Source organism: Lacrimispora sp. BS-2 (genome assembly GCF_040207125.1).
Classification (GTDB): Bacteria; Bacillota; Clostridia; order Lachnospirales; family Lachnospiraceae; genus Lacrimispora.
In genome coordinates this window covers 3,506,496-3,520,418 of sequence record NZ_CP157940.1, presented here as the reverse complement: position 1 = coordinate 3,520,418, position 13,923 = coordinate 3,506,496, and the positions used below count along the sequence as shown (strand labels likewise).

The following is a 13,923-nucleotide window of genomic DNA, read 5'->3' as shown; positions in this document are numbered from 1 at the left end:
TGGCAGGCAACCGGGGCAATTATGAAAAATCTATGTGCAATTTGACGGTTTAATCAATTTGACTCATATATTTTCTATGTATTTAGTATAAAAAACATATATGAACGGAATATGAACGGCCTGTAAACACATTATGAAAAAAGGAGGAAAGTATGGGAGAAAATTATAAGAACAGAAAGACCATAGTAATTGGCCATAAAAATCCGGATACAGATTCCATCTGTTCTGCAATCTGTTATGCAAATTTAAAAAGAGTGCTGACTGGAGAACAATATCAGCCAGGCAGGGCGGGCCGCGTCAACGAGGAGACACAATTTGTGCTCCATTACTTTGGAGTGGAAGCACCGGAGCTTGTGGAGAATGTAAAGACGCAGGTCCGTGATATCGAAATTCGTGAAACAAAGGGTGTAAAGAAAAACCTGTCCTTGAAAAAAGCCTGGAATCTGATGCAGGAAGCCAACGTAGTCACCATTCCGACTGTAACCGAGGATGGGATATTGGAAGGGCTGATCACCGTAGGTGACATTGCAAAGTCCTATATGAACGTCTATGACAGCAGCATTTTATCAAAGGCAAATACTCCGTATGAAAATATTGTGGAAACCCTGGAAGGGGCTATGGCAATCGGCGGAAAAAGCAAATATTTCAATCATGGCAAAGTCCTTATAGCGGCGGCAAATCCTGATATGATGGAATATTACATTTCAAAGGGTGACCTTGTGATCTTGGGGAACCGCTATGAATCCCAGCTGTGCGCTATTGAGATGGAAGCGGCCTGCATCATTGTCTGCGAAGGTGCGGCGGTATCCATGACCATCAAAAAGCTGGCTCAGGAAAGGGGCTGTACGGTCATGACCACCCCTTACGACACGTATACTGCAGCCCGTCTGGTAAACCAGAGCATTCCCATCAGCTATTTCATGACCACGGAAGGGCTGATTTCCTTTGAAGAAGACGATTACATTGATGAAATAAAAGAAGTTATGGCAAGTAAGCGCCACCGGGATTTTCCGATTCTTGATAAGGACGGAAAATACATGGGAATGATTTCCCGCAGGAATTTGCTGGGTGCAAAAGGAAAGCGCCTGATTCTGGTAGACCATAATGAGAAAACCCAGGCAGTAGAAGGCATGGAAAGTGCGGAAGTCCTGGAGATCATCGATCATCACAGGCTTGGTACCGTAGAAACCATTGCCCCGGTATTTTTCCGCAACCAGCCGGTGGGCTGTACGGCTACTATCGTTTATCAGATGTATCAGGAAAACAATGTGGAGGTTAAACCGAAGATTGCTGGCCTGCTGTGCAGTGCCATTATTTCCGATACCCTTTTATTCCGTTCCCCTACCTGTACGGAATCGGATCGAAAGGCAGCTCTTGCCCTTGCGGATATCGCAGGGATCCAGATGGAAAAATATGCTTCTTCCATGTTCGCGGCAGGAAGCAACCTAAAGGGAAAGACGGATGGAGAAATCTTTTATCAGGATTTCAAGAAATTTACCGTTGGGAAGGTGACTTTTGGAGTCGGACAGATCAGTTCCTTAAACGCCAAGGAGTTAGATGAGTTAAAGGACCGGATGGTGCCTTACATGAAAAAGGCAAGAGAAGAGCATGGCGTGGACATGATGTTCTTTATGCTTACCAACATTTTGACGGAATCCACTGTGCTGTTATGCGAGGGCCAGGGAGCAAAGCAGATGGTTATAGGAGCTTTCCGCGCAGAGGAAGAGGCGGCGGAAGACCATGTTGTAAGTCTTCCCGGCGTGGTATCCAGAAAGAAACAGCTGATTCCTGGCATTATGCTGGCGGTTCAGGAATAGGAGGCTGCCGGTCAATGAAAAAGAAAGAAACCAATGAAAATAAAAAGTCCGTAAAAAGCAGCAGGGTTACCTGGAAGCCGGGAAACATGCTTTACCCGGTTCCAGCGGTCATGGTCAGCTGTCAGCGGGAAGGGGAAAAACCGAATATCATTACCGTGGCATGGGCAGGAACCATCTGCTCCACACCGGCCATGCTGTCCATATCCATCCGTCCGGAACGGCATTCCTATAAAATTATAAAAGAAACCAGAGAGTTTGTGGTAAATCTGGCCACAAAGGATCTGGTACGGGCCACCGATTACTGCGGGGTGAAGTCCGGCAGGGATGTGGATAAATTTGCAGAAATGAGGCTGACGCCCTGTTCCCTGGAACATATCAAAGCCCCTGGAATAGAGGAAAGTCCGGTGAATTTAGCCTGCAAGGTCGTGGAGATCAAGCCCTTGGGAAGCCATGACCTGTTTTTAGCAGAGGTGGTGGGAGTGACCGTTGACAGCCGGTACATGGATGAGAAAGGGAAGTTCCACCTTAATGAGTCAGGACTTATATCCTATTCCCATGGGGAATACTTTGAACTGGGGAAAAAGCTTGGAAGTTTCGGCTATTCTGTGAAAAAGGCAGGAAAAAAGCCGTCGGGCAGGAGGAAGAACAAATGACGGGTAAGCTTGATAACATTACGCTGATCGGTATGCCGGCCTCCGGTAAGAGCACAGTGGGCGTTTTGCTGGCAAAACGCCTTGGATATTCCTTTGTGGACGTGGACATTGTGATCCAGGAGCAGGAAGGCTGCCTATTAAAGGAAATTATCGCCAGGGAGGGCCAGGAGGGCTTCCTGGCTGTGGAAAACAGGATCAATGCCGGTTTAAATGTCCATCATAGCGTCATTGCTCCGGGAGGAAGCGTGATCTATGGAAAAAAGGCAATGGAGCAATTAAAGGAGATCAGCACAGTGGTTTATTTAAAGCTTAGCTATGAAAGCATAGAGGAACGGCTGGGCAATCTGGTAGACCGGGGAGTCGTGCTAAAGGATGGTATGACCTTAAGAGACTTATATGAGGAGCGGGTTCCTTATTATGAGAAATATGCGGACATAACCATTGATGAAAACGGCCTTGATCCAGGAAAGACGGTAGACAGTCTTAGGGCCATTATGGAAGAACGGTTTGGCCTGACCACATAACAGCCGGTTTTTAAAACGGCCTGCATGCCTGGGAAAATTTAAAAGGTGTCCAAAAGTCAGATTTCGGCTTTTGGACACCTTTTTTGTTTAGATTTTCAATTGGAACCTTTGCATTAAAAGCTTCAGCATCTGAGCCTGTCCGGCCATCTCCTGGCTGGCGGCGGCGCTTTCCTCTGAGGTGGCGGAATTGGTCTGAATCACGCTTGCTATCTGGTCAATTCCCTGAGTTACCTGGGCAACCGCATATGCCTGGTCCTTAGAAGCGGTGGATATCTGATAGGTTAAGTCTGCTGCTGTTTTGGAGGACTGGACAATGCGGTCCATGGATTTTGCAGTCTCCTTTGCAATGTGATTTCCAGCATCAATGGAGGCCAGGGTGTGTTCAATTAATGTGGCAGTGTTTTTGGAAGCCTCCTGGCTTTTATTGGCCAGGTTACGGACTTCGTCTGCCACAACTGCAAAGCCCTTTCCGGCCTCTCCTGCCCTTGCTGCTTCCACGGCTGCGTTAAGGGCCAGGATGTTGGTCTGGAAGGCGATATCCTCTATGGTCTTTATTACCTTTCCTATTTCTGCGGATGCATTACTGATCTCCTCCATGGCATTTGTCAGATCCTGCATCTGTGTCTTGCCGTATTCTAATTCTGTCGCAGTATTGTTCACCTGCTGGTTTGTTTCTTTGGCATTTTCCGCATTAAGATTGATATTATTGGAAATATCATTGATGGTGGCAGCCAGCTCTTCAATAGAGGAGGCCTGCTCCGTCGCACCCTGGCTTAAGGCCTGGGCGCTGTCTGCCACCTGTTCGGCTCCTGAGGCCACCTGGTCTGAGGACTGGGTTATTTTCGCCATGACATCATTTAAAGAGTCTGTGAGATTCTGTATGGAGAGCTGTACGGAACGGAACTCTCCTTTAAATTCTTCCGGGTCATGGGGAATATCAAAATCTCCCTGTGCCATACGGCTTGTGGTGACAGAGATGTAATCCATGTAGTAGGATAGCCGTCCCATCATGGTCCTCATGCCGTCGGCAAGATGCCCAAGTTCATCCTCTGAACTGTATTCCAGCTGGCATTTTAAATCGCCCTGTGCCATCCGGTCTGCAACCATTTTCAGTTCGTCAATGGGACGGGTGATTCCCCTTGTAATCGCGATTGCAATAATCACGGAAGTACCAATGGAAATAAAGATAATGGTGCCCATAATTGCAATGAATACAGAGGTCTGGCGGGAAAGCTGGGCAGATTTTATATCTCCGGCGGCTGATTTATCCGACAGTATGGTATTAATGGTATCGGCGATTTCCGCTGCCAGAGGAGCTGCATAGCTTCGGAAAAAAGCCATAGACTCCTGGGAAGATTTTGAGGCAAGCTCGATGGTATGGCTGCGGATATCTTCATAGGATTTCATCTTTTCTGAAAGCTGGCTGTAAAGTTCCTTTTCCGAGTCTGTCTTCATCCTTGCCTGTACCAACTGCATCTTTTCATTTATCAAATCGACCTGTTTGGTTAAGATTTCCTTCTGCCTGGCGGTTTCAGCGGCATCTTCTGAATAGATTATGTATAACACTGTGGCACGGTGGGCTTGAAACGCCTGTCCCAGGCTTCCGATATCTCCTTGGGCAAATCCATAATCCTCCAGCTCCGCATGATATTCCTTATTAACGGCCCGAATGAGCAGGATCCCAATGGTTCCGGCCAGCCCTGAAAACAATACAACGATAACAAATGCAACAAGCAGCCGGTTCCCTACTTTTAGTTTTTTTAACATACAATTTCCTCCTTGGTTTTAAAGTCATATTTCTGTGAAGTGTTTATTCCCATGAATTTTTGGATAAATGTCAGATTTGGCATAATATTAGATAGTTATGTAATATTACATCTTTTCGTGAATTTCCTGAATATGGAATTACTAATAATTATAGTTATCTTTCCGATTTTAGTCAATATGGTAGATTCTGGTAGTTTCTTACGTGGAAATTTTCTTCAACAGGTGTTAGGAGACGGAAGTGATACTTGAGGACAGCTTTTGGGAGAGCAATATTTTACCATAATTAGGGCATTCTCCCCATCCATCATTCACCATGGTGACAGAGGTTGACATAATTTTTGTTGGGTGTATATTATAAAGCGAATCCTTTTATTTATTAACTGAAATTATTTATAACAGAAACGGGAGCTGAGATGAAACAAACCATAGAACATGCCATTGTATTGATTCCCTCTCTTGAGCCTGACAGAAGGCTTCCGGTTTATATAAAGGAGCTGGGGGAATACGGGTTATCCCGTATTATAATTGTGGATGATGGCTCTGGAAACGATTATCAGGATATTTTCAAAGAATTGGAGGAGCGGGGGTGTACCGTAATCCATCACAGCATAAACCGGGGAAAGGGCTTTGCTCTTAAAACGGGATATGATTACATAAGGGAACATGTGCCCGGCTATTCGTGCATCGTAACCGCGGATTCCGATGGACAGCATGCCCCAGAGGATGTTTATAAGCTGGCCATGGAAGCCGAAGGCCATCCCGATGCGTTAATACTGGGGGTAAGAGACTTTAGAAAGGCCGGAATACCGGCCAAGTCCCTCATTGGAAACCGTGTTACTTCTGCAATTTTTGCTGCACTGTACGGGAAATACCTTCCTGATACCCAGTCAGGGCTCAGGGCCTTTGGTCCGAAGCTGACAGGCCGGATGCTTGGCATAAAGGGAGACGGGTTTGAGTATGAAACCCAGGTCCTGACTACCTGCATCCGGTCTAAAATATCTGTCCTTACCATCCCCATTCAGACCATCTATGAAGATGAGAACAGGGGCACGCATTTTAAGGCTGTAAGGGACAGTTTAAAAATTATTGGTATCCTTGGGGCTGATTTTATGAAGTTCCTTTCCTCATCGGTCGTCTGTTCTTTCCTTGACATAGGAATAGCCTGGACGCTTCTTGACTTGCTGAAACCTTATATGAGGGGGGAGGATTTCCTTAGAATCATGATAGCCACGGCTTTTGCCAGATCGGTTTCAATCGCCGTGAATTATCTGTTTAATAAAAATGTGGTGTTTAAGGACAGGCAGGCTCCAGGCCACAGCCTTATCCGTTACTTAAGCTTGTGCGCATTCAATATACTGCTGTCCGCTGCCGGGGTCTATATCCTTTATCAGGCCCCGGGATTGAATGAAAAGGCGGCAAAGCTTCTCTGTGATGGGTGTCTGTTTCTCCTTGGTTATCAAATACAACAGCGCTGGGTATTTTCCCGCGCAGAGGGCGGGGTCCGTGAATAAAGAAGAGAAAAAACGAAATATAATTTTTATTATTACCATGGTCCTGATGACAATTTATCTGGGCTGGCGTATGATATTTACCCTGCCGCTTCATGAGGGGACCCTGAGCCTGATATTTGGAATATTGCTGGTGGCAGCGGAGACCGTTACGGTATTTACCTCCTTTGAGCTTTTTTATCAAAAGATGCAGATGAATAAATTTCATCTGGAGTGTCCGGAAATACCGGATGAATATTATCCTGATGTGGATGTTTTCATTGCGACCCATAATGAACCGGCCGATATTCTGTACAAAACCGTCAATGCATGCACGTTCATGGAATATCCCCATAAAAGCAAGGTACATATCTATATTTGCGATGACGGAAACCGCCAAGAGATTGCTGAACTGGCCAGGCAATTTGGAGTCGGCTACCTGGGGCTTGCAGATAATAAGGATGCAAAATCAGGTAACTTAAATAATGCTTTAAGTAAGACCTCATCTCCTCTTATTGCTACTTTTGATGCGGATATGATCCCCCAGCATACGTTTCTTATGAAGACCGTTCCATATTTCCTGCTTTCCAGATTCATAAAAGAAAACGGGAAGTGGAGGCTTAAAAGGGAAGAGGAGATTGACAAAAAGTTCAGGCTTGGACTAATTCAGACACCTCAAAGCTTTTATAACCCCGATCTTTTCCAGTTTAATCTGTATGCGGAAGGAAACATCCCCAATGAGCAGGATTTCTTTTCCAGGGAAGTCAATACTATGAGAAATACCTCCAACGCCATCGCCTATACCGGCAGCAACACCGTTATTTTAAGGGAGGCCATGGAGGAGATAGGAGGTTTTCCCTTAAAAACCATTACAGAGGATTTTGAGACAAGCCTGCGGATACAAAAAGCAGGATTCATCACCTATGCAACGGATGAGATACAGGGGGCCGGGCTTACTACCACAACAATAAAGAGCATGATCAGGCAGCGGGTGCGATGGGCAAGAGGCATCATTCAAAGTCTTCAGAATACCCATGCCATTGTTACGCCAAGGCTTCCTTTGATTGCAAGGCTTACATACCTTAATACTTTTTTATATTGGTGGTCATTTTTTAACAGGCTCATATTCATTATGTCCCCCATCCTGTTTGCCCTGTTTGATTATAGGATCGTGAACAGTCATTTCTGGGATGTGATCGTGTTCTGGCTTCCTGCATACTTTTTTTACAGTATATCCATGCGTTATCTCTCAAGCAACGTCAGGAACCAGAGATGGAGCCAGATCATTGACACCATATTTATGCCCTATTTGATTGTCCCGGTATTGCTTGAGACTTTTCACATCCATCAAAGAAAGTTTAAAGTCACCAATAAAAAGAAAGAAGGAAACGGCATTGGCTTTGAGTTTGCCGTGTTTGCGATTCCTCATGTAATTTTACTGGCACTGTCCGCAGCGGCCATGATGCGCTTTATCCATGGAAAATACGGCTGGGCATTATTTTACAGCAGCATTATCCTGTTCTGGATCATTCATAACATGGTTTCGTTATTCTATGCCATATTTTTTATGCTGGGAAGGCGTGCTTACAGGAGCAGTGAGCGGATCAGGGCAGAGGAAAATATCACCATACAATATAAGACTTTAACTTATGAAGCAAGGACGGCAGACGTTTCCGAAAACGGATTAGCCTTCTGGTCGGAGAAGCCTATATATCTTCCGGAAAATAAAACAGTGAAGTTTGTGATTACCACGTCTCATTATAAAGCCAGACTTGAGGGGAAGATCGTTTACGTGAAAGAGCAATACAAAGGCTGGCGTTATTCCGCAACGATCCGGGCAGTTGACGATGAAAACAAACGCCAGTATATGCAGATCATATATGACAGAATCCATTCCCTCCCAATGCAGATGGATTTATGGATCACCGCTTATGACGATATGCTGAGAAACATAAAAAAACGGTTGAAACAGCCGTTTAAAGACAAAAGAAAGATGCCCAGGATCCCCATGGAAAGACAAATTACTTTTACAAACGGAGCTGCCTGCAGGCTGGTTGATTTTAACTACCGCTATTTTTCGGTTTCCGATTTTAATACGAACGGAAGCCAGGATGATAAGTTCATCTATAATACAGAAAGCGGGATTCCATTGGTCCTGAAACGGACGAATATATACATACGGCATTCATCAGAGGAGCTATTGTCAGTTGTGAATTTGGATGACCTCACTGGGAAAAATCTAATCAATCAGATTTTGGTTGACATAATAAATACAGATGGAAAAGAGGTTAAAGGATGAGTGTTATAGTCCATATGATAATGGCAGCGGCGCTTTTTTGCTCCCTGTCCGGCTATATGGTATTTACAAGGGAAAAACTGGGGCTTCAGCCAGAATTCACTCCTGTTTTTGTCTGCTCAGCCATCGCCTGTATGGTTTATTTTTGCGGACTGGCCGGCTTTTTGCTGCCAGGGTCGATCGCTGTGCTTACCGCAGGAATCCTTCTGTTTTTCTTCTTTTTATTAAAGAAGATCAGAAACCGGTCCCATGGAAAATTCCGCATTTCCCTGTTCCAGGCGGGGTTTGCCGTTGGCAGCCTGTTCTTTTTTCAACTGCTGTTGGCCAGCAGGCTGGTACACTATGATAATTTCTCCCACTGGGCCATAGTCGTCAAGCAGATGCTCAGCACCAATGCATTTCCTGATGCCGCTTCTGCCTTGATTGATTTTAAAAATTATCCTCTGGGTTCTTCCTCGTTTCTATATTTTATCTGCCGCGTTGCCGGGAATTCCCAGGGGATTATGCTGGCAGCCCAGGGAATCCTTATTTTTTCCTGCTTCTATGCTATGTTCGGGGTGATCAGGGAAAAGAAGCGGTTTCTGCTGTTTGCGTTTCTGGCCGCAGGCTGTTCCCTGCTGTCCATATTTAACATTACCATACGGATCACCAATCTGCTGGTCGATTTTCTCCTTCCCATATATACCCTAGTATTATTTGTGATGATATACAGGTATCAAAGGGAAATAAAAAAGGCCTGCATTGGCATTATACCCGTAGCAGGACTTTTGATGATTATAAAAAATACCGGCACCATATTTGCGGGAATCGGGTTTCTTTATCTGATCTATGCCTGGTTAAAGAACAGGGATAAGCCTTTATGGAAAAATGGATTGGCGGTGCTTCTTTCCGTTGGGGTGTCTTTTATCCCATATCTTTTATGGAATATCCATATGTCGGTTAATTTCCAGGGGGTGGAAAACAAGTTTGAAGTTTCTGCCAATAACCTCCACGGTATTTCCGGTGGAAAAAGTCCGGAGGAGGTACGTCAGATCGTTGATCTCTTTGTTAAATCAGTGTTTGATATCAAAAGCCGTCCTGCCATGGGGATTCTGGGTTTTAATGCGATTGCCATAATAGCCAGTGTATTTGCCACCATTCTCTTAAAGAAAAACTGGAATTTATGGAAGGCGCTGATTGCGTTAAATGCTGTTCTTATTGGCTACTATCTTGGAATACTTGCTCTTTATGTCTTTTCCATGCCTCTTGACGAGGCACTCCGATTGGCAGGGTTTGAACGTTATGCATCAAGTATCGTGGTTTTATTTGCCGGAGGGCTGGTGCTGTGTGCGACCGTTGACATTGAGAATTCGTTTTATTATAAATATGGTGAGCTGCCGGATTACCGGGCGTTTAAAACCGTAGAAAGCAAGAACCGGTATCAAAAGGGAGTCATCATTTTTATGGCCTTGGCCATAACCCTTCTGATGTCTGAATACAATGGCATGCAGACCATACGGCGTTCCTATAAAACGACTCTGCCTTACAAAGTATACCAGGTTACGGGAGACCACTGGTATTCCGGCGGAAGGGTGGATGAAAGCAGGTATTTATTCTACGCATCGGACGCGGACAGCCAGGTAACGGATTATTACCTGCAATACATTGGCAAATACATGCTTTATGCCTCCAATGTAGACGGAATCTGTGCATTTTATGAAGATAACCTGATCCATCTGTTAAATAGCTATGACTACCTTGTTCTAGTTGAAAGCGATGGGGAAGCAAAACATCTGCTGAAAAAGTATTTTGGTGTTTCCGGGCAGGAAGGGATTTATAGGATTATTCATTCTAATGAGAGACTGGCAATTGAGCTGGTGGAATAAAAAACTGTATACAAATAAAGCCGCTTTATAATGAATGATGATGATTAATTGGTCATTAATCATTCAGTGATGGAGCGGCTTTTATTATTTTAAAACTTAAAACTGGTTCATAAGGTCATTAAAAATCTGGGCCTGACTGGAGAGATCTTCGCTGGTAGTTGTGCTCTCATCTGCTGTAACGAAATTGGGCTGTGAAAAAACTTAAAAACCACTTAAAAGGAATACCTGCTCAAAACATGCAAATGCACCAATGCTAATTTCACTTACATTTTTACGGTTTAACCGTCTGCTTTTTTGTAATTCCAATGGCTTAAAATATATATTAACTCATCCATCTATTCATAATTTAGTTTTTTCCAGTCTGTCTCTTTTTTTGTAAGAGTTCCGTTAAAATCAAAATTTTTTAGTATTCCTAAAAATTTTTTTATGTGAGTTGCTATTTTAAAATTGTTATTGTATAATTTAGAAAAGAATCGTTATTTTTAAGAATATAACGATTTTATATTTTTACTGTCGTTATTCTTGGGTGAGTATATCGAAAAGATAAAAGCAGGAGGGTTACATATGAGAAAAATAAACCGCCGGTATTTTGCGGTGATCCTTTTAGTTCTAAGCATGCTGCTGTTAGCAGCATTCTCCTTATCCTTTTTGGTGGGGAGGTATGCTATACCGCCTAAAACTGTATGGGAAATCATTCTTTCCCGCTTCTTTCCGATTGAACCTACTTGGGAAGAAACGCTGGAGACTGTAATTTTGCAGGTGCGTCTGCCCCGTATCTTGTTAGGAATTCTTGTAGGAGGCGCACTTTCGCTTTCAGGAGCAAGCTATCAGACGCTGTTTAAAAATCCCATGGTATCTCCGGATATTTTGGGCGTATCTGCCGGCGCAGGCTTTGGGGCAGCCCTTGCAATGATCAATGATGCCTCCTGGTGGGAAATTCAGCTTTGCGCGTTTGCTTTCGGAATGGCAGCAGTAATATTGACCTATTTTATTGGCTATACAATCGGACGTCAGGCAATTACGGTGCTGATTCTTGGAGGACTTGTGGTCTCCAGTCTGTTCCAGGCGCTGCTTTCCATTGTAAAGACTATGGCAGATACCGACAATGCGCTGCCCTCCATTACCTTTTGGCTGATGGGCAGTCTGGGAAGGGGATCCGGCCGGGAGGTCTTGTTTTTGCTGCCTGCTGTTATCGTTTCATCGATACTGCTGTTTTTGTTCCGCCACCAGATCAACGCGCTTTCCACAGGGGAGGACGAAGCAGCCGCGTTGGGTGTGAATGTGCCTCTTACCAAGCTGGTTGTGGTGGTTGCGTCCACGCTCATGACTGTTTCCGCTGTCAGTATCAGCGGAATTATCGGCTGGGTGGGTCTGGTGGTGCCGCATATTGCGCGTATGATCAGCGGTTCCAGCTTTTCCCGACTGGCTCCGGTTTCTTTTTTAATTGGTGGCTGTTTCCTGCTGGCAATAGACGATATTGTACGCGGAATTGAAGGGGTTGAGCTGCCCCTGGGTGTGCTGACCGCTTTAATAGGTACGCCAATTTTCATATTGCTTTTATACCGTGTCAGAAAGGGGTGGTCATGATGCTTGAAGTGAATGGCATCAGCTTTTTTTATAAACCGGATCGGATGATTTTGGAAGACATTTCTTTTCAGGCGGATAAAGGAGATATTGTATGCCTGCTGGGTCCTAACGGAACAGGAAAGACCACATTATTGAGGTGCCTGCTGGGGTTCAGCAAAATGAAATCCGGAAGCATACGCATTGACGGAAAGGATATGTCATCGTCTGTTTCCTCGCGTCGGCGCGCGCGCATGATGGCCTATGTGCCCCAGTCCAGCGGCATCACATTTCCCTACGAGGCATTTGAGGTTGTTTTGATGGGAAGGCTTTCCCATCTCTCTTTGGGGGGCTCGCCCAGCGAAAAAGACCGCTCTGTTGCCCGGGAAGCGATGGAACGCATGGGGATTCTCGAACTGGAACATACGCTGTTTCAGGAACTGAGCGGCGGTGAGAGGCAGATGGTGCTGGTTGCGCGCGCTTTAGCACAGCAGTCTGATATCTTAGTTATGGACGAGCCAACCGCCAATCTTGATTATGGCAATCAGGTTAAGATGCTGCGTGTAATCAAAAAACTCTCTGCACAGGGGTATACCGTCTTAATGACCTCTCATTTTCCAGAGCACGCCTTTCTTGCCTGCAGTCGTGTGGTGATGATGCAGGACGGATATATTATGGCCCAGGGAACACCGGAAGAAGTGGTCACCAGTGACTCCCTTTCTTCGCTTTATCAGACACCGGTCCATGTCACTGAAACAGACATCAACATGGACGGACGCGCAGTTAAGGTTTGCGTTCCGCTTATGTTTTGATAATTTAAAAATATCAGGAGGAAGTATTTATGAAATCAGTAAAATTAACAGCTGCATCACTTTTAACGACGGTGCTTCTGCTGGGCAGCATTACGGGCTGTTCACAGAAAGCGGCCCAAATTGAGCCGCCGTCTTCCGTAGCAGCAGTCACTACTGAAGCCCCATCTTCACAGACGGTTTCAGCAGAACCGGATCCCGGTGCCGAACGTACAATTACGGATATGGCAGGTCGTACGGTTACTATTCCGGCGCAAATTGAAAAAATTGGTACCTTTGGATCCGTAGGTGTTCTTAACGCCTTTGTGGAGCTGATGGGGGATGGCTCCAAAATTTGCAACGATATGCCGGAAAACTTTACGAAAAATGACAATTGGAAGCTGCAATACGAGTTTGCACCTCAAATTAAGGGTGGTCCTATTTTCGAAGCCAATAAAGAGATTGCAATGGAAACCGTACTTGCAGCCAAGCCGGACGTTTGCTTTACCATGACAAAGGAAACTGCAGAGCTTCTTGAAAAAAATGGAATCAGCGCAGTTTATCTGGCCTGGTCGGAGATAGACGATGTTAAAAAGGCGGTCACACTGATGGGCGAGGTGCTGAATAAACAGGAGACCGCTGCTGATTATATAAAATACTTTGATGAGAAGTTAGCCAGAGCTGAGGAACTGACCAAAGACATTACTGATAAAAAATCCGTGCTTTACGGCAGTGTTACCACACTCACCCAGCCTCATAAAATTGCTGAGTGGTGGATTGCGCAGGCAGGCGGAGTCAGCGTCACTGACGACGGGCGCAAGGAGGATACTCTGACCTATACATTAGAGGACTTACTGAAATGGAACCCGCAGGTCATGATTCTTACCGCTAAATCACAAATTGCAGAAATCGAGGCTGACAGCCGTTTTGCTAATATTACCGCTGTAAAGGATAAAGCGCTTTATGTGACGCCTACTGTTGCCCATGTATGGGGAAACCGTACGGTAGAGCAGCCGCTTACCATCTTCTGGGCAATGAACAAGCTTTATCCTGAAATTATGAGCCGGGATGAGCTGGCCAAGGAAATCAAATACTTTTACAGCCACTTCTTCCTTTATGAGATGAGCGATGAACAGGTTTCAGAAATCATTGACGGAAAGTAA

10 protein-coding genes are annotated in these 13,923 nt (G+C 45.0%); 9 read left to right on the top strand and 1 reads right to left on the bottom strand.

All coding sequences use genetic code 11. The features are described from left to right. The first annotated feature begins 152 nt into the window (after positions 1 to 152). From ABFV83_RS16585 to ABFV83_RS16575, 3 genes are read left to right on the top strand one after another with little or no spacing between them, the layout of a single operon-like run. Positions 153 to 1,817: a putative manganese-dependent inorganic diphosphatase gene (locus ABFV83_RS16585; protein WP_349945368.1), complete on the top strand. Its 1,665-nt coding sequence runs from the start codon at positions 153 to 155 to the stop codon at positions 1,815 to 1,817. Between the two features lie 14 nt (positions 1,818 to 1,831). Next, on the top strand, positions 1,832 to 2,470 hold the full coding sequence (locus ABFV83_RS16580) for a flavin reductase family protein (RefSeq protein WP_349945366.1): 639 nt from the start codon (positions 1,832 to 1,834) through the stop codon (positions 2,468 to 2,470). Further along, the gene (locus tag ABFV83_RS16575; protein ID WP_349945364.1) at positions 2,467 to 2,994 is read left to right on the top strand and encodes a shikimate kinase; all 528 of its coding nucleotides are present in this window, start codon (positions 2,467 to 2,469) and stop codon (positions 2,992 to 2,994) included. The genes ABFV83_RS16580 and ABFV83_RS16575 overlap by 4 nt, the downstream gene beginning before the upstream one ends. An 87-nt stretch (positions 2,995 to 3,081) precedes the next feature. On the opposite strand, the gene ABFV83_RS16570 is transcribed toward ABFV83_RS16575, so the two are convergent. After that, positions 3,082 to 4,761, bottom strand: coding sequence for a methyl-accepting chemotaxis protein (locus tag ABFV83_RS16570; protein WP_349945363.1), 1,680 nt, complete (start codon positions 4,759 to 4,761; stop codon positions 3,082 to 3,084). Positions 4,762 to 5,174: 413 nt separating this feature from the next. Between ABFV83_RS16570 and ABFV83_RS16565 the strand changes: the two genes are divergently transcribed. The 6 genes from ABFV83_RS16565 (at position 5,175) to ABFV83_RS16540 (ending at position 13,923) form a co-directional block, all read left to right on the top strand. Next, positions 5,175 to 6,272: a bifunctional glycosyltransferase family 2/GtrA family protein gene (locus tag ABFV83_RS16565; protein WP_349945361.1), complete on the top strand. Its 1,098-nt coding sequence runs from the start codon at positions 5,175 to 5,177 to the stop codon at positions 6,270 to 6,272. Next, positions 6,265 to 8,547, top strand: a complete 2,283-nt coding sequence (locus tag ABFV83_RS16560) for a glycosyltransferase (RefSeq protein ID WP_349945359.1) — start codon at positions 6,265 to 6,267, stop codon at positions 8,545 to 8,547. Before ABFV83_RS16565 ends, ABFV83_RS16560 begins: the two co-directional genes overlap by 8 nt. Continuing rightward, on the top strand, positions 8,544 to 10,409 hold the full coding sequence (locus ABFV83_RS16555) for a hypothetical protein (RefSeq protein WP_349945357.1): 1,866 nt from the start codon (positions 8,544 to 8,546) through the stop codon (positions 10,407 to 10,409). Before ABFV83_RS16560 ends, ABFV83_RS16555 begins: the two co-directional genes overlap by 4 nt. Positions 10,410 to 10,973: 564 nt before the next feature. Beyond that, the gene (locus ABFV83_RS16550; protein ID WP_349945356.1) at positions 10,974 to 11,996 is read left to right on the top strand and encodes an iron ABC transporter permease; all 1,023 of its coding nucleotides are present in this window, start codon (positions 10,974 to 10,976) and stop codon (positions 11,994 to 11,996) included. After that, positions 11,993 to 12,784: an ABC transporter ATP-binding protein gene (locus ABFV83_RS16545; protein WP_349945355.1), complete on the top strand. Its 792-nt coding sequence runs from the start codon at positions 11,993 to 11,995 to the stop codon at positions 12,782 to 12,784. Before ABFV83_RS16550 ends, ABFV83_RS16545 begins: the two co-directional genes overlap by 4 nt. 29 nt (positions 12,785 to 12,813) lie before the next feature. Next, entirely contained in the window at positions 12,814 to 13,923 is a 1,110-nt protein-coding gene (locus ABFV83_RS16540; protein WP_349945353.1) for an ABC transporter substrate-binding protein, read from the top strand.

Coding starts and splice junctions, on each gene's coding strand:
- ABFV83_RS16550 (WP_349945356.1), top strand. CDS start 10,974: ATGAGAAAAATAAACCGCCGGTATTTTGCGGTGATCCTTTTAGTTCTA.
- ABFV83_RS16555 (WP_349945357.1), top strand. CDS start 8,544: ATGAGTGTTATAGTCCATATGATAATGGCAGCGGCGCTTTTTTGCTCC.
- ABFV83_RS16570 (WP_349945363.1), bottom strand. CDS start 4,761: ATGTTAAAAAAACTAAAAGTAGGGAACCGGCTGCTTGTTGCATTTGTT.
- ABFV83_RS16575 (WP_349945364.1), top strand. CDS start 2,467: ATGACGGGTAAGCTTGATAACATTACGCTGATCGGTATGCCGGCCTCC.
- ABFV83_RS16580 (WP_349945366.1), top strand. CDS start 1,832: ATGAAAAAGAAAGAAACCAATGAAAATAAAAAGTCCGTAAAAAGCAGC.
- ABFV83_RS16565 (WP_349945361.1), top strand. CDS start 5,175: ATGAAACAAACCATAGAACATGCCATTGTATTGATTCCCTCTCTTGAG.
- ABFV83_RS16540 (WP_349945353.1), top strand. CDS start 12,814: ATGAAATCAGTAAAATTAACAGCTGCATCACTTTTAACGACGGTGCTT.
- ABFV83_RS16545 (WP_349945355.1), top strand. CDS start 11,993: ATGATGCTTGAAGTGAATGGCATCAGCTTTTTTTATAAACCGGATCGG.
- ABFV83_RS16585 (WP_349945368.1), top strand. CDS start 153: ATGGGAGAAAATTATAAGAACAGAAAGACCATAGTAATTGGCCATAAA.